13 protein-coding genes are annotated in these 15686 nt (G+C 68.0%); 10 read left to right on the top strand and 3 right to left on the bottom strand.

The window, feature by feature from the left end; genetic code table 11:
* Positions 1–237 precede the first annotated feature (237 nt).
* On the top strand, positions 238–1290 hold the full coding sequence (locus C7401_RS39965) for an alpha/beta fold hydrolase (RefSeq protein WP_112177570.1): 1053 nt from the start codon (positions 238–240) through the stop codon (positions 1288–1290).
* Between the two features lie 88 nt (positions 1291–1378).
* The gene (locus C7401_RS39960) at positions 1379–1837 is read left to right on the top strand and encodes a cytochrome P460 family protein (protein WP_258397412.1); all 459 of its coding nucleotides are present in this window, start codon (positions 1379–1381) and stop codon (positions 1835–1837) included.
* Positions 1838–2066: 229 nt separating this feature from the next.
* Here C7401_RS39960 and C7401_RS39955 read toward each other — a convergent pair whose 3' ends face one another.
* On the bottom strand, positions 2067–2630 hold the full coding sequence (locus C7401_RS39955; RefSeq protein ID WP_112177568.1) for a thioredoxin family protein: 564 nt from the start codon (positions 2628–2630) through the stop codon (positions 2067–2069).
* A 309-nt stretch (positions 2631–2939) separates the two neighbouring features.
* On the opposite strand from C7401_RS39955, the gene C7401_RS39950 reads away from it, so the two are divergent.
* From C7401_RS39950 to C7401_RS39925, 6 genes are all read left to right on the top strand, one after another.
* A complete protein-coding gene (locus C7401_RS39950) occupies positions 2940–4829 on the top strand; it encodes a cytochrome c biogenesis protein DipZ (protein WP_112177612.1) in 1890 nt (629 codons plus the stop codon).
* A 305-nt stretch (positions 4830–5134) separates the two neighbouring features.
* Positions 5135–5497, top strand: coding sequence for a DUF4148 domain-containing protein (locus C7401_RS39945; protein ID WP_112177567.1), 363 nt, complete (start codon positions 5135–5137; stop codon positions 5495–5497).
* Between the two features lie 107 nt (positions 5498–5604).
* Positions 5605–6393 (top strand): alpha/beta fold hydrolase, encoded by a 789-nt coding sequence (locus tag C7401_RS39940; RefSeq protein ID WP_112177566.1) that lies wholly within the window; start codon positions 5605–5607, stop codon positions 6391–6393.
* 258 nt (positions 6394–6651) lie between these two features.
* Positions 6652–7650: a sensor histidine kinase gene (locus C7401_RS39935; RefSeq protein WP_112177565.1), complete on the top strand. Its 999-nt coding sequence runs from the start codon at positions 6652–6654 to the stop codon at positions 7648–7650.
* A gap of 105 nt (positions 7651–7755) precedes the next feature.
* Positions 7756–8964 carry an MFS transporter gene (locus C7401_RS39930; protein ID WP_112177564.1) on the top strand — a complete coding sequence of 403 codons (1209 nt, stop codon included), beginning with the start codon at positions 7756–7758 and terminating at the stop codon, positions 8962–8964.
* Positions 8965–9006: 42 nt separating this feature from the next.
* Entirely contained in the window at positions 9007–10407 is a 1401-nt protein-coding gene (locus C7401_RS39925; RefSeq protein ID WP_112177563.1) for an amidase family protein, read from the top strand.
* A gap of 99 nt (positions 10408–10506) precedes the next feature.
* On the opposite strand, the gene C7401_RS39920 is transcribed toward C7401_RS39925, so the two are convergent.
* Complete coding sequence (locus tag C7401_RS39920; protein ID WP_112177562.1) at positions 10507–10950, bottom strand: winged helix-turn-helix transcriptional regulator; 444 nt, start codon at positions 10948–10950, stop codon at positions 10507–10509.
* A 136-nt stretch (positions 10951–11086) separates the two neighbouring features.
* Here C7401_RS39920 and C7401_RS39915 point away from each other — a divergent pair, with 136 nt between their 5' ends.
* The gene (locus C7401_RS39915; protein WP_112177561.1) at positions 11087–12346 is read left to right on the top strand and encodes an MFS transporter; all 1260 of its coding nucleotides are present in this window, start codon (positions 11087–11089) and stop codon (positions 12344–12346) included.
* Between the two features lie 49 nt (positions 12347–12395).
* Positions 12396–13754: a pyridoxal phosphate-dependent decarboxylase family protein gene (locus tag C7401_RS39910; protein ID WP_112177560.1), complete on the top strand. Its 1359-nt coding sequence runs from the start codon at positions 12396–12398 to the stop codon at positions 13752–13754.
* 179 nt (positions 13755–13933) lie between these two features.
* Here C7401_RS39910 and C7401_RS39905 read toward each other — a convergent pair whose 3' ends face one another.
* Positions 13934–15514 carry a methyl-accepting chemotaxis protein gene (locus tag C7401_RS39905; RefSeq protein WP_112177559.1) on the bottom strand — a complete coding sequence of 527 codons (1581 nt, stop codon included), beginning with the start codon at positions 15512–15514 and terminating at the stop codon, positions 13934–13936.
* Positions 15515–15686 lie beyond the last annotated feature (172 nt).

Genomic DNA, 15686 nt, shown 5'->3' with positions numbered 1-15686 from the left:
GCCGCGCTCGCATGGCTTCGCCGCGCGCGGTTCACACGCGTTTTTGATTCGCTTTGTGTATGTGCTTGACGCAGACACACTGCGATACAAAGCGATTTTCAGGCTCGGCTATAAATTCACCGAGGCGCTTTTGCCCGCCCGCCACCCGCGCGATCGACCGATCGGCCGGCGTTGGCGAAATCACGAGGCCATGCCGTCCGGGCGCGGCCCGCATGCAGACAACAAGGAGAATTACTCATGTCAGATCCCGTCAACGTCCGGCGTCGCCGCCTGCTCGGCACCACCCTGGCCGGCCTCACGCTCGCGGACTTCGCATTCGGCGGCATGGCGCACGCGCAGTCGGCCGGCCAGGGTGGCGCCGGGCAGGGCAACTCGCGCACGGGCGGCAGCGCGTCGTTCGGCCCGCTCAAGCAGATCGATGCCGGCCTGCTCAACGTGGGCTATGCCGAGGCGGGACCGAAGAACGGCCCGGTGGTGTTCCTGCTGCACGGCTGGCCGTACGACATCTACAGCTATGTGGAAGTCGCGCCGATGCTCGCGGCCGCGGGTTATCGCGTGATCGTGCCGTATCTGCGCGGCTACGGCACCACGCGCTTTCTTTCCGCCGACACGGTGCGCAACGGCCAGCAGGCCGTGACCGCCGTGGATATCGTCGCGCTCATGGACGCCCTGAAGATCGATCAGGCCGTGTTCGGCGGCTACGACTGGGGCGCGCGCACGGCGGACATCATCGCGGCGTTGTGGCCCGAACGCGTGAAGGGGCTCGTTTCGGTGAGCGGCTACCTCATCGGCAGCCAGGAGGCGAACCGCAAGCCGCTGCCGCCGAAGGCCGAACTCCAGTGGTGGTATCAGTTCTACTTCACGACCGAGCGCGGTGCGCAAGGCTACGCCGCGAATCGCGACGCCTTCAACAAGCTGATCTGGCAACTCGCCTCGCCGAAATGGAACTTCGACGACGCGACCTACGCGCGCTCGGCGGCGTCGTTCGACAATCCCGACCACGTGGCCGTGGTGATTCACAACTACCGCTGGCGTCTCGGGCTGGCGCAGGGCGAGTCGAAGTACGACGCCCTCGAACAGCGCCTTGCCGCCGCGCCGCCCATCACGGTGCCGACCATCACGCTGGAAGGCGACGCCAATGGCGCGCCGCATCCCGAGCCCGCCGCCTACGCGAAGAAGTTCACGGGCAAGTACCTGCACCGGAATATCGACGGCGGCATTGGCCACAACCTTCCGCAGGAGGCGCCCAGGGAGTTCGCACAGGCCATCCTGCAAGTCACCCACTTGTGACCGGAGGGCGGCGATGCAAAGCTTGTTCAAGCGTCGCGCGCGTATCGCGCTCGCGGGTGTCGTGGGTCTGGCGGGACTCGTGGGCGGCATGGCGGCATGGGCCGAACAGCACGCGCAAACCGAGGCGCTCGCGGCGTCACCGATATACGGCGTGACGATCCCACCGGGCTACCGCAAGTGGGAAATGATCGCGCCCGCTGAGGAAGCCGCGCCGCTCGACGAATTGCGCGTGGTGCTCGGCAATCCGGTGGCGATCAAGGCCATCGAGAATTCGACGCTGCCGTTTCCGGACGGCTCGATACTTGTGAAGCTCGCCTACAAACGCAAGCAGTCCGACGAGTTCGCGCCCGCAACGGTGCCGGGGCAGGCCACGACCGTGCAGGTCATGGTGAAGGACTCGCGGCGCTACGCGTCGACGGGCGGCTGGGGATTCGGGCGCTTCGTGAACGGCGTGCCCGCCGACCTGGCGCAGCACCAGACCTGCTTCGCGTGTCACGCGTCGCGCGTGAAGAATCACGATTTCGTGTTTACGCGCTTCGCGCCTTGATGGCGTTGCGGGCAAAGCGGCGTGACCGTCATGGCACGCCGCGTCGCTTTTTCACTCGCTTTGATCAGGAATCCTTCTCATGATGTCAGGATGAGGATCGTGGAAGATGATTCATTGCGCAGACCCGTTGCGGCTTTCAGCGACTTCCGACTCGAAACGAGAGAGTCAACTGGAGGGCACGGCGACGCAACGTGATCAACGCTGTGTCACCACGCCCGCCGCCCTTCGCTCAACCCTGCTTGCCATCGATGCCGAGCAACTGGCGGATCTTCTGTTCCGTCTGTGCGTAATTGCCCTCGCCGAAATGGGTATAAACGAGCTTGCCGTTCTGGTCGATGAGATAAACCGCCGGCCAGTACTGGTTGCCATAGGCGTTCCACGTCGCATAGCTGTTGTCCTGCGCGACCGGATAGGTAATGCCGTATTGCTGAATGGCTTTCTTCAGGTTGGCGGTGTCGCGTTCGAACGAATACTCGGGCGTATGCACGCCGACCACCACGAGTCCCTTGTCGCGATAGCGGGCGTCGAGCTCCTTGATATGCGGGATCGTGTGCGCGCAGTTGATGCAGTCGAAGGTCCAGAAGTCGACCAGCACGACCTTGCCATGCAACTGCTTGAGGTCGAGCGGCGCGCTGTTGATCCAGTTGTTGAGGCCGGTGAAGTTGGGCGCGCTCGCGCCGGTTTGCAGCGCGGCCGGGCCACCCGACGGTTCGTCGGCGGCGGCGAAGGCGGCGAGCGTGGCGGTGGCGGCGAGGCCGACGGCGACGGCGGCGATCTTGAGGCGTGAAAGCATGGCGGTTCTCCTGTTGAGTGGACAGACGAGCGTATTGGAACGCGCCCACGTATCTGGCGAATGTCCCGCCAGGCTGCGCTTGAAACATAGTGTGTCACTTCGGAGCCGCGATACGTTGGGATACATTTCGCGCCTCGCGTCGCCTTGCTGCGCCGGGCCCGGCGCGGTTTTGTATCGGCGTGTATCCGCGCGCGGGCGCGACACACGCGCTTGCAAAACGCGCCGTTCGCGGACATGCCCGCGATACACGCGCACGCTGGAATACCGGACATGGCGTGTCCCGCCGACTTTTGTCTGGAGACCGAAATCATGTTGCTCGTCGTCATCGCATTCGTGGGCGGTGCGTTCACCGTGCTGAGCCCCTGCATCCTGCCCGTCGTGCCGTTCGTGTTCGCGCGCTCCGACGAGCCGTTCTCGACCGGCCGCCTGCCGATGCTGCTCGGCCTCGCGGGCACGTTCGCGCTGCTCACGGGGCTCGGCGCCGCCGGCCTGAACGGCGCGGCACAGTTGAGCCAGTACGGGCGCTGGATCGCGCTCGCGCTTTTCGCGCTGTTCGGCGCGGCGCTGCTCTTTCCCGCGCTCGCCACGCGCCTTGCCGGCCCGCTCACGACACTCGCCGACCGCTTCATGGCGCGTTCGCAGGAGGGGGGCGCTTCGCGCCGCATCGGCTCCGCCGCGCTGCTCGGCGCGGCCACGGGTCTGCTCTGGGCGCCGTGCGCCGGGCCGATCCTCGGGCTGATCCTGACCGGCGCGGCGCGCCACGGCGTGACCTGGCAAACATGGGCCGCGCTCGCCGCCTACGCCGTGGGCGCCGCAGGGTCGCTTGGCGTGGTGGCCGGTCTTGGCCAGCGCGCGATGGCCTCGCTCAAGCGCTCGCTGGGTCTCGGCGAACATGTGCGCCGTGCGATGGGTGCGCTCGTGCTGCTCACGGTCGGCGCGATCGCGTCTGGCGTGGATACGCGCTTGCTCGCACTCGTGCCGGGTGCGCCGACCGACGGCGTGGAGTCGCGTCTGGTGGCCTTGCTGGCCGCGCCTGCCGCGGCAAAGCCAACGCGACAAGCGCAGCAAGCCGCGCAAACTACTGAATCGGCAGAATCGACGCAATCTGTGGAACCGGCGGTTTCAGCGCAGCCCGCACGCGCCGGAAACGAGGCGCTTTCGAACCGGAACGCGCAGCGACCCCACCTCGTGCGCGTGTCGCTGAGCGCGCCGCAGTCCGCGCTGCCGGTGGAAGGCCGCCTGCCTGCGTTCGACGGCGCGAACACGTGGCTCAATTCCGCGCCTTTGACGCCCGAAGCGCTGCGCGGCAAGGTCGTGGTGGTCAACTTCTGGACCTACTCGTGCATCAACTGTTTGCGAACCTTGCCGTATCTGAAGACATGGGCCGAGCGTTATCGTGACGACGGCCTCGTCGTGATCGGCGTGCACACGCCGGAATTCGGCTTCGAGCACGACACCGCCAACGTGAAGCGCGCGCTGGCGAACCTGGGCATCCGCTACCCCGTGGCCATCGACAACGACTATCGCGTGTGGAACGCGTTCGGTAATCAGTACTGGCCGGCGTTCTATATCGTCGATGGCCAGGGCCGCGTGCGTTATCACCACTTCGGCGAAGGCGGCTACGCGGACGCCGAACAGGCAATCCGGCAATTGCTGGCCGACAACGGCCACGCCGCGCCCGGCGTTGCGCCGCAGCCACCGCAGCCGACAGCGGCAAGCGGTGCGCTCGCACCGGCGGACGAGCGCGATATCGGCTCGGGCGAAACGTACGTCGGATACCGCGAGGCGCAGGGCAACGCCAATACGCCGCGCGTGCAGGCCGATGCCGCCACGGCGTACACGCCGCCCCCGGTGCTCGGCCTGAACGAGTGGGCGTTCGGCGGGCAGTGGAACGTAGGCGCGGAGTCGGCCGTGGCGGCCGCCCCGCAGGCGAGCATCGCCTATCGATTCCACGCGCGCGATCTGCATCTGGTGCTCGCGCCCGGCGCCGACGGCAAGCCCGTGCGCTTTCGCATCAGCATCGACGGCGCGCCGCCGGGCGCCGCGCATGGCGCCGATGTCGCCGCCGACGGCACCGGCGTCGCCACGAGCGCGCGCCTGTATCAGCTCGTGCGCCAGGCCGGGCCGGTCGCGGATCACACCTTCGAGATCCGCTTCCTCGATCCGGGCGCGCACGTCTACACCTTCACGTTCGGCTGATGCGCCAGCCGCGTCTCGCGCCGCGCCACCGTGCTTTCGCGAGCACGGTGGCGTTTGCATTCAGGCTTGTGTGCTTACGCCCGCACGGCGCCGCCCGAGGGGTTTTGTAGCGCAATGTATCTGCGAGCGATACGGACACGTTCGCATGCAATCGGCCACCGAAACGGAAACACGGCAGATACATCGGGGCGTTCAAATACATCTACGCCAGCTCGATACACCGCTCGCGTTGCACAGAACCCGATTCACCTGAATTGATCCGATTGATCCGGTTGCCAGTCCACTTCACATTTTTGGAGAACGTCATGAAAGCCCTCAAGCTCCTCGCCCTTGCGGCACTCGCCGCCGCTCCGGTCCTTTCGTTCGCGCAGTCGAGCCAGCCCGTCACGCGTGCCCAGGTGCGCGCCGAACTGGTTCAACTGCAACAGGCCGGCTACAACCCCGCAGCCGACGAAACGCAATACCCCGCGAACATCCAGGCCGCACTGGTTCGCGTGGAAGCGAATCAGGTCGCGCAGCAAGCCGCTTCGGCCTCGTATGGCGGCGTGGTGGGCGCAACGTCGGCATCGTCGGCAGCGGCTACCGGCACGCATCGTCGCGACGCTTCGGCCGCAAGCGGTGCGCAGGACGACGTTCCCGGTCTCGGCCCGATCTACGCGCACTCGTAATGCACCCGGCGTCCCGCGTCTGGTTTGCACTCCGTAGCATTGTCGCCTGACGCGCGCGCCCACTCCCACAAAACCCGATCCACCCGACAAGAGAAGAGAGAACAACGATGGCTTCGATCAAGCAGATAGTCGCGTCCGTGGCGATGCTCGGCGGACTGTTCGCGTTGCAGCCGGCGCACGCCGCGCCGCCGCAGGACCTCAAGGGCACCAACGTCGTGCTCGTGCACGGCGCGTTCGCCGACGGCTCCAGCTGGAACCGCGTGATTCCACTGCTCGAAGCGCGCGGTCTGCATGTGGTGGCGGTGCAAAACCCGCTCAGCTCGCTCGCTGACGACGCCGCGGCCACGAAGCGCGTGATCGACCAGCAGAAGGGGCCGGTCGTGCTGGTGGGCCATTCGTGGGCCGGCGTGGCGATCAGCGAGGCGGGCAACGACGAGAAGGTGAAGTCGCTCGTGTACGTGGCGGCGTTCGCGCCCGACAACGGCCAGTCGATCGCCGATATCACGCAGGGCCAGCCGGCCGCGCCCTGGGCGAGCGAGTTGCGCAAGGACTCGGCGGGCTATCTCACGCTCTCCGACAAGGCGATTCGCGACGACTTCGCGCCCGACCTGACGCCCGCCGAGCAACGTGTGGTCGCGGCGACCCAGGGGCCGTGGTACGGCGGCTGCATCTCGGAGAAGGTCACGCAGGCCGCGTGGCACGCCAAGCCTTCGTACTTCGTGGTGACGGCGCGCGACCGCATGATCGACCCCGCGCTCCAGGAAGCGATGGCCAGGCATATCGGCGCGACCGTCACGCGTGTGAACGGCAGCCACGTGTCGATGCTGAGCCAGCCGAAGGCGGTGGCCGACGCGATCATCGAAGCCGCCGAGCACGCGAAAAGCGACACCCAGTAAGGGCTGTGCCGGGCATGCAAACCAGTCGGGACCGCGCGCCGCGCGGGCGGACAGTCCCGCGTCCGTCTGGTGACACGATTCCCGCTGCGCTAACAAGTGAGTGAAGTGTTCAGGGTACAGTTGACTGTCTGTAGTGGCGATCTGTACCTTTAAAAAGGGTACGGTGTGCTTATCATGCGTGCATCCGCAGACAGTCGTCGCCGCGGCAACAGGAGAACGAAGATGATCGTGTATCCGGCTGGCCGAAATGACGCTCGAATGGAAGCGCTTCCACACCGGCGCACCGCACCGCAGAAGGCACCCCGGCTGCCTGCCTGGGCCGGTGCCGCCACGGTCTTGACGGCGGCCATGTGCGGGTACTGCGCATACGCCGAAACGCTCGCGCCGTGGTCCGTGCTCGCGCCAATCGGCTTGCCGCTGATTGCGCTGAGCGTGCTGGCAATCGGGCTCGCCGCCTTCACGGCGCAGCGCTTCGCAATGCAGGCCGCCGCCATCGCCCGTCTGGCGGCCGCACTCGAGCAGGACAGCCCGGAAGCGGACACCACGCCGTTGGCCGAGTGCGGCACGGCAAGCGTCGCGCGTCTTGCTCGCGCCATCAATCGCGTGGCGCGTCAGCGCGCGGCGCGCCAGGCCGAACTGCTGCATGTGCTCGCCGCCTACGCGCACGATCAGCGCACGCCGCTCACGCGTATGAACCTGCGCTGCGAACTGCTCGACGACGCGCCGCTGCGCGAGGCCCTGCTGCGCGATCTCGCGGAGATGGGCCGCCTCGTCGAGGCGAACCTGTCGTGCGCGAAGCTGCAATGCAGCGCCGAGGAACCGGTGAGCCGCGTGGACGCGGACAGCCTGCTCGACACCCTCGTGGACGACTACCGCGACGCGGGCCGCACCGTGGAGCGGGAAGGGCGCGTGGGGTGTCCCGTCGTGACGTGTCCGCATGCGCTGCGCCGCGTGCTCATGAACCTGATCGACAACGCCTTGCGCTACGGCACCGATGTGCGGCTGTGCGTGCGGGTCGAAGCGCGCCGCCTCGTGCTGGCCGTGGTGGATTCGGGGCCGGGCATCGCACACGCGCAAATGGACGCCGTCTTCGCGCCCTGGTACCGTGCGCCCGAAACGGCGGCCGCGACCTGCGGCTCGGGGCTCGGCCTCGCCATCGCGCGACGCCTCACGCGGGCCATGCGCGGCGAGCTGCATCTGGAGAACCGCCGCAGCGGCGGCCTCGAAGCGCGGCTCACGCTGCCGCTCGCCGTTTGAAGCTGGCCTGAACACAGCGTGAACGGATATAGGGGCGCTTTCATGTCGCGCAGGGTGCACGGGCTGATAATCTGCTCACTTCCGTCATTGTCCGGAACCACCGCCGTGCGCCCATCCAGTGCTCTCTTCATGCTCGTCGGCGTCCTGCTCGCTTCGGCGGGCTATGGCGCGACGTTCCTGTTCTCGATGCATGTGAGGGCCATCGGCGGCACCGACATCAATACGGGCGTCACGCTCGCGGGCGCGGCGCTCGGCACCTTCGTGGGCGTGTCGCTCACTGGCTGGCTCGCGCACCATGTGGGCGCGGCGCGCATGGCCGCGCTCGCCGCGCTGTGCGTGGGTGCGGGCGTGGTGAGCTTCGCGCTGATCGAAACCGTGAGTCGCTTCGACGTGCTGCCCGGCTTTCTCGTCGGCTTCGGCTGGGGCGCGTTCTGCCTCGCCGCGCCCATGGCGCTCGCCGAGCGCACGAGCGACGCCGACCGCGGCCTCTGGTTCCTGCGCTTCGCAACCGTGCAGATGACGGGCATAGGCGGCACCCCGGCGCTCGCCGCCTTCGCGATCCGCTTCTGGCGCATGCCGCTTGGCGGCGTGCTCTACGTGATTGGCGGGCTGTGCGTGGTCGCGGCCCTGATGCTGGAGATCTTCGGCCGTCTCGCGCCGCATGCGCGCGCGCTGCATGGACAACCCGCCCAGGATGCGCCGCCCGCCGGGCCCGCGAGCGGGCACTGGCTGCGCAACTTCGGCGCGATCGCCCGCACGCGCGCCGTCTACCCCATCGTCATCATCGCGCTGGGCGGCTGCGTCTTCTCGGGCCTCATGACCTTCCAGATGTCGCTCGTGCAGGGCACCGAGGCGAAGGCGGGCACCTTCTTCAGCGTCTACACGATCACGGTCGTGGCGACGCGTTGGCTGCTTTCGCGCCTCGTCATCAAGATGCGCGCCGAAACCGCCACCAAAGTGTTGCTCGCCATGATGGTGCTGGGCAGCGCGGCGATGTTCGTCGTGCCGTACCACGTGCTGTTCCATTCGGCGGCGGCGGTGCTGCTGGGTACGGGCTACGGGCTCGCCTATCCCATCGCCCAGCTCCAGGCCGTCAACGACTCCGTCGCCGCGCACCGGCGCGCCGCGCTCACGTGGTTCGTCGCGGCGTACTTCGTCGGCGCGTTCGGATTTCCCGCGGTGGGCGGCTGGGTGCTCGTTCACAGCGGCAAGGGCGCGCTGCTGGCGCTGATCGCCGCGTGCGGGCTCGCGGCGCTGGCGCTCGCGGTGCTGCGCGATCGGCGGCGTATTCCGACGCTTTCCGCAAACGCGTGAAGCACTCCTTACTGATCCCACTGATAACGAACTGGAGGAAACGTGACTGAACTATGGCGTTTATCGGCAACGGAACTGGCGCAGCGCATTCGCGCGCGCGAAGTGTCGGCGCGCGAGACCGCGCAGGCGACGCTGGCGCGCCTCGAAGCCGTCAACCCGCTCATCAACGCGGTGGTCGCCTACCGGCCCGAGTGGGTCTTCGAGCAGGCCGACCGCATCGACGCGGCGCTCGCGCGCGGCGAGGATCCGGGCCCGCTCGCGGGCGTGCCCGTGACCACGAAGATCAATGTCGATCAGGCCGGCTTCGCCACGACCAACGGCACGCGCCTGCAACAGGACCTGATCGCGCAGGCCAACAGCCCGGCCGTGGATAACCTCGTGCGCGCGGGCGCCGTGCTGCTCGGCCGCACCAACTCGCCGACCTTCGCGCTGCGCTGGTTCACGAGCAATCAGGTCCACGGGCATACGAAGAACCCGCGCAATGCGTCGCTCACGCCGGGCGGTTCGAGCGGCGGCGCGGCGGCGGCGGTCACGGCCGGCATCGGGCAGATCGCGCTCGGCACCGACATTGGCGGCTCGGTGCGCTATCCGGCCTATGCGTGCGGCGTGCATGGCCTGCGGCCCAGCATCGGGCGCGTGCCCGCGTTCAACGCCTCCTCGCCGGAGCGGCCGATCGGCGCGCAACTGATGTCGGGCGCGGGGCCGCTCGCGCGCACCGTCGACGACCTGCGCCTCGCGCTTGCCGCGCTTGCGGCGCCCGACCTGCGCGATCCCTGGTGGTCGCCCGCGCCGCTGGTCGGTCCCGAAACGCCGCTGCGTGCCGCGCTCTGCTTGCGCCCCGGCGGCATGACGATCACGAAGGACGTGGAGGACGCCTTGCTCGACGCGGGCCGCAGACTCGCCGACGCGGGCTGGAGCGTCGAGCAGATCGACGACGTGCCGCTCTTGCGCGACGCGGGCGAAGTGCAGGAGCGCCTGTGGCTTGGCGACGGCTTCCCGGCGCTGGCGGACGCCGTCGCGCGTGACGGCGACCCCGGCGCGCAAGCGGTGGTGGACGGTGTGCGCGCCAAGGTCGCGGCGATGCCCGAGGACGTGGTGACGAAGTCGCTCGTGCGCCGCACGACGCTCACGCGCGAATGGCGCTTGTTTCTCTCGACGTATCCCGTGTTGCTGCTGCCGGTGTCGGGCGAACTGCCGTTTCCGGACAACCTCGACATGCAGGGCGAAGCGGGCTTTCGCCGCGTGTGGGACGCCCAGTTGACCATGCGTGCGCTGCCTGCCATGGGGCTGCCCGGGCTCGTCGTTTCGACGGGCATGGTGAAGGACGTGCCGGTGGGCGTGCAGATCGTCGCCGGACACTTCCGCGAGGACCTGTGCCTGCTGGCGGGCAAGGCCATCGAGGCGCGCGGCGCGCCGCCGGCTCCGATCGATCCGGTGCTGTAAACCCACCGGGCGGGCGCGGCCTGAAAGGGGCCGCGCCTGTTGTCATGGTTGATCGTTGATCAGGAATCCTTGATGAATTGAGGTTTCGTTGATCCTGCCTCACGCGGGCTTCCTGACCTCGGTGTCGTGAAGCGTCAACTCGTCACCGTCGCGGGTTCGCGGCTGCATGGCAAGCAGCGGTTTGCCCGTTGCCTTGTCGATGAGCCACGAATGCTTCTCGCCGCGTGAAAACAGATGGCGCTCGCCCCATTGCTGGAGGGCGACCATGATGGGGAACAGGCTTTCGCCTTTTTTCGTCAGCACGTATTCCTGGTAGGTCGTGCCGTCCGACGCCGGGCGCGTTTCCAGAATCCCTTCCTCGACGAGCCGGCTCAAGCGGCCGGACAGAATATTGCGCGCCACGCCCAGGTTGCGCTGGATGTCGCCGAAGCGGTAAATGCCGTCGAACACGTCGCGCAGGATCAGCAACGACCAGCGGTCGCCGATCAGGTCCACCGACCGCGCGACCGGGCAGGTCTCCTTGTTCATGGATTTGCGTGCCATGGCGATTTCCTTTTGCGTTCGCGCTTGAGTTTGGATGCAAGTCCGGGCTTGAGTCGGCATTTGCACATGCAGTTGCATTTTAAAACTACCCGTCATACCATTCAATCGGTTTTATTTTGAAACTGGATTGACGCTCATGGACGTGGACTCGATCACGCTCGTAACGCCCTGCGACGGCGGCGGCGACGCCGCCACGCCCCGCGCGGACCTGCCGCGCGGGCTCGTCATGTTGTTCGCGCTCGCGAGCGGTTTGAGCGTGGCCAATGTCTACTACGCACAGCCGCTGCTGGATGCACTGGCGCGCGATTTCGGCATCGGCCGCGCGGCCGTTGGCGGCGTGGTCACGGCCACGCAGGCCGGTTGCGCGCTCGCGCTGCTGCTGCTCGTGCCGTTGGGCGACAGGATGGAGCGCCGCCGGTTGATGATCGCGCAGTTGCTGGCGCTGGTTGGCGCGCTGATTGTCGTGAGCCTCGCGCGGTCCGCGCCGGTGCTGCTGGGCGGCATGCTGTGCGTCGGTTTGCTGGGCACGGCGATGACGCAGGGCTTGATCGCCTACGCCGCCGCTGCGGCCGCGCCCCACGAGCGGGGCCGCGTGGTGGGCGCGGCGGGCAGCGGCGTGTTCATCGGCCTGCTGCTCGCGCGCGTGTTCGCGGGCGGCGTGAGCGATCTGGCGGGGTGGCGCGGCGTGTACGGCTGCGCCGCCGTCGTCATGCTGGCGCTCGTCGTGCCGCTGTGGCGCCGGTTGCCGAACCTGGCGGGCAAGCCCAACGCATCGGGCTCCATCGGCTATGCGCGCCTGATCGGTTCGATGCTGGCGCTATTGCGCGCGAATCGCGTCTTGCAGATTCGCGGCGGGCTCGCGCTGCTGATGTTCGCGACCTTCAACATCTTCTGGAGCGCGCTGGTGCTGCCGTTGAGCGCGCCGCCCTATCATTTTTCTCACACGGCGATCGGCGCTTTCGGGCTGGCCGGCGCGGCGGGTGCGCTCGCCGCCGCGCGCGCCGGGCGCTGGGCCGACCGGGGATGGTCGCAGCGCGTGAGCGCGGCCGCGCTGGCGCTGCTGTTGCTCGCATGGTGGCCGCTTTCGATGCTGGGGCACTCGCTGTGGCTGCTCGTGATCGGCATCGTCTTGCTCGACCTGGGCGGCCAGGCGCTGCACGTGACCAATCAAAGCCTGATTTTTCGCAGCGACGCGCAAACGCACAGCCGCCTCGTGAGCCTCTATATGCTGTTTTACGCGCTGGGCAGCGGGCTTGGCGCGATCGGCACGACCGCGACGTATGCCGTGGCGGGCTGGCATGGGGTCTGCCTGCTGGGCGCCGGCGTGAGCCTGCTCGCGCTGGTGTTCTGGGCCGTCACGCTACGCCACATGCCCGCAACGGCCGCGCGCGCCTGAAGCGCAAGTGAATCGCAGCTCGAACGACAACCTGAAGAGGGCACAACGGATGGACGAACTCAATCTGCTGGCGGACGCCGATGCGCGCGGCCTGCGCTACACCGAAGGCAACGCCACCCGGCGCGTTTTCCCCTCGGACGAGGCCATCGCGGCGCTCGCCGCCTTCGACGAGCCGCTGCCCGCCAACGGACTGCCCGCCGCGCAGACGCTCGAGTTGCTCGATCGCATCGGCTCGGCGGCGACCACGGCTTCGAACGGGCCGCGCTATTTCGGCTTCGTGATCGGCGCGGCGCTGCCCGCGGCCGCGGCGGCCGAGCGGCTCATGCTCGCGTGGGATCAGTGCGCATCGACGTTCGACAATTCGCCGGTGGCGGCCACGCTGGAGCGCATTGCGGGCCGCTGGGTGCTCGACGCGCTCGACTTGCCGCGCGCCAGTGCCGTGGGTTTCGGCACGAGCGCCACGGCCTGCACGCTGGGCGCGCTCGCGAGCGCGAGGCGCGCGCTGCTGGCGCGCCAGGGCTGGGACTTCGACCGCCAGGGGCTGATCGGTGCGCCGGAAATCAAGGTCGTGGTGTCGGAACTCGCGCACATCACGGTGAAGAAAGCGCTGCGCATTCTGGGCTTCGGGCTCGATCGTATCGTGTACGCGAGCGTCGACGAAGACGGCCGCGTGGATGCCGCGCGGTTGCCGCCGCTCGACGCGCGCACGATCCTTTGCCTTCAGGCCGGCGAAGTGAATACGGGCGCCTTCGATCCATTCGCGCAGATCATTCCGCGCGCGCGAGAGGCGGGCGCCTGGGTGCATGTGGATGGCGCGTTCGGGCTGTGGGCGCGCACTTCGGCGCAGGCCGCGCTCGCCGGACTGACGGCGGGCATCGAAGAGGCCGATAGCTGGACCACGGACGCGCACAAGTGGCTGAACACCCCGTACGACTGCGCGATGGTCATTTGCCGCGACGCCCAGGCGCTCGCCGAGGCCATGAACAGCGACGCGGCGTATCTGTCCGCGAGCGCGGACGCGCAAAAGAACCTCACGCTCGAATTTTCGCGCCGCGCGCGCGGCATTCCCGTGTGGGCGGCGCTGCGCACGCTCGGCCGGGTGGGCGTGGCGCACATGATCGAGCGGCACCATGCCTACGCACGGCGCATCGGCGAGGAACTCGCGCGCCTGGGCTTCGAGGTGCTCAACCGCGTCGTGCTGAATCAGGTGCTGTTTCGCTACGAGACGGATGACGCGACCGTGGCGCTGCGTGGCGCGGTGCAGGCTTCGGGCGAGACCTGGTTCGGCGGCACCACGTGGCAGGGACGGCCCGCGCTGCGCATCAGCGTGTCGTCGTGGCGTACGCAGGAGGAGGATGTGCGGGCGCTGCTGCAACTGCTGGCGAAGCTACGCGGTGAGCTGGTCTGAAAATCCGGCTGCAAAGTCGGCCGACGCTGCGCCGGGCGCCCGGCCTTTCGTTGCGTCTCAAATGCAACTAACCGCCAAGCCCGCACGCTCGCCGCGAACGCCGTTTCACGGCGCTATCGGCAAGCAGGTGGGCGGCGCGCTTTACCCTGGCCCGTTTCACTCGGGCCAGGCGCAACCGCTCAACGCGCCGATAAAGAACCCGTTGCCCGGGTGGCGGCCTCGCCGGGCAGCGCGAACACATTCACCGCTTCGCGCAGCATGACGACCTGATCCTTGAGCGAGTGCGCGGCCGCCGCGGCCTGCTCCACGAGCGCCGCGTTCTGCTGGGTCACCTGGTCCATCTCGCCCACTGCGCGATTGACCTGCTCGATACCGGCCGACTGCTCCGTTGAAGCGTGGCTGATCTCCTGAAGGATCGCACTCACGCGTCCCACCGCCTCGACGACCTCGTGCATGGTTGCGCCCGCGTCGGCCACGAGCGACGCGCCTTGCTGCACGCTCGCCGTCGACGCGTCGATCAACACCTTGATTTCCTTGGCGGCGGTGGCGGAGCGCTGCGCGAGGCTGCGCACTTCGGCGGCGACCACCGCGAAGCCGCGCCCCTGGTCGCCCGCGCGCGCCGCTTCCACGGCGGCGTTGAGCGCGAGGATATTGGTCTGGAACGCAATGCCGTCGATCACGCCGATGATGTCGACGATCTTGCCCGAACTCGACGTGATCGCGTCCATGGTGTGAACGACGTCGTCCACACTCGCGTTGCCGCGCGCGGCCACGTCGGCGGCCTGGCGCGCGAGCGTGGCGGCCTGGTTCGCGCTATCGGCGTTCTGGCGCACGTTCGCGGTCATCTGGTCCATGCTCGACGCGGTCTGCACGAGCGCGGCCGCCTGTTCTTCGGTGCGTTGCGAAAGATCGGTGTTGCCGGCCGCGATTTCCGAAGCGCCCACGTCGATGTTCTCCGTGCCGGTGCGAATCGAGTGCACGGCCTTCACGAGCCCGGTTTGCATCGAGGCGAGCGCGGCGAGCAGGCTCGCGTTGTCGTCGTGGCGCACCGGCACCTGCGCCGTGAGGTCGCCGTCGGCAATGCGCCGCGCCGCGGACACCGCAACGCCGATATCGCCGCCGAGGCTGCGCACCACGCTGCGCGTGACGAGCAGCATGGCGCCGGTCGCGACGCCGCCCAGCACGGCCGTCATCAGCAGCCAGCGCAGCGCGGCGGCGGCGATCGCGCTGTCGATGTCGTCCATGTACATGCCGGTCACGATGTACCAGTCCCAGGCCGCGAAGCGCCGCACGTAGGCCGTTTTCGGCACCGCCTCGGTGCTGCCGGGGCGCGGCCACAAATAGTCGGAGAAGCCGCCCTCGGGGCTCGAATCGGCCACGCGGTTCATGTCGGTGACCACGTGTTTGCCGGCGGGGTCGGTGAAGTCCACCATGCTCTTGCCGATCAGCGCATGGTTCGGGTGCGCGAGCATGGTGGCGTGCGAGTCGTTGATCGCGATATAGCCGTCCTCGCCATAGCGCAGGGCGCCAATGGCTTCCAGTGCTTGCTGCTGCGCCTGCGCCTCGGTCATCTTGTTCTGCTGCGCAAGGTCGTGATAGTGGGCCGCGATGCTGTCCGCGCCGTCGACGATCGATTTGAGCGCCGCGCGACGGTCGGCGAGCATGGAGGCGCGGTTCTGCATGGCGCCCGCGACGACAATCAGGATCAGGCCGATCCAGAGCACCGCGAACATGGCGGCAAGCTTTTGCTTAAGGGTCATTTTTTGGGTCTTCTTATCGGAACGGGAATACGCTGTCGCGCGTAAGCGTGCGAGAGAGACGACGCGAGCAGGACTGCATAACGGCAGCAAGCGGCGCTCTCTTGAGGGGTCTTGAGGGGATTTGACCGTAAGGTTGCGAGGGCAACGAATGGGCGTCGCCGCCCGGCGCGGC

Source organism: Paraburkholderia unamae (genome assembly GCF_003268775.1).
GTDB classification, from domain to species: domain Bacteria; phylum Pseudomonadota; class Gammaproteobacteria; order Burkholderiales; family Burkholderiaceae; genus Paraburkholderia; species Paraburkholderia unamae.
This window is presented reverse-complemented; position numbering and strand designations above follow the sequence as displayed.

What these genes read in the sequence shown, in the direction of transcription:
- C7401_RS39965 (WP_112177570.1), top strand. Translation starts at nt 238, where the DNA reads ATGTCAGATCCCGTCAACGTCCGGCGTCGCCGCCTGCTCGGCACCACC.
- C7401_RS39960 (WP_258397412.1), top strand. Translation starts at nt 1,379, where the DNA reads ATGGCGGCATGGGCCGAACAGCACGCGCAAACCGAGGCGCTCGCGGCG.
- C7401_RS39955 (WP_112177568.1), bottom strand. Translation starts at nt 2,630, where the DNA reads ATGCTTTCACGCCTCAAGATCGCCGCCGTCGCCGTCGGCCTCGCCGCC.
- C7401_RS39950 (WP_112177612.1), top strand. Translation starts at nt 2,940, where the DNA reads ATGTTGCTCGTCGTCATCGCATTCGTGGGCGGTGCGTTCACCGTGCTG.
- C7401_RS39945 (WP_112177567.1), top strand. Translation starts at nt 5,135, where the DNA reads ATGAAAGCCCTCAAGCTCCTCGCCCTTGCGGCACTCGCCGCCGCTCCG.
- C7401_RS39940 (WP_112177566.1), top strand. Translation starts at nt 5,605, where the DNA reads ATGGCTTCGATCAAGCAGATAGTCGCGTCCGTGGCGATGCTCGGCGGA.
- C7401_RS39935 (WP_112177565.1), top strand. Translation starts at nt 6,652, where the DNA reads ATGGAAGCGCTTCCACACCGGCGCACCGCACCGCAGAAGGCACCCCGG.
- C7401_RS39920 (WP_112177562.1), bottom strand. Translation starts at nt 10,950, where the DNA reads ATGGCACGCAAATCCATGAACAAGGAGACCTGCCCGGTCGCGCGGTCG.
- C7401_RS39915 (WP_112177561.1), top strand. Translation starts at nt 11,087, where the DNA reads ATGGACGTGGACTCGATCACGCTCGTAACGCCCTGCGACGGCGGCGGC.
- C7401_RS39910 (WP_112177560.1), top strand. Translation starts at nt 12,396, where the DNA reads ATGGACGAACTCAATCTGCTGGCGGACGCCGATGCGCGCGGCCTGCGC.
- C7401_RS39905 (WP_112177559.1), bottom strand. Translation starts at nt 15,514, where the DNA reads ATGACCCTTAAGCAAAAGCTTGCCGCCATGTTCGCGGTGCTCTGGATC.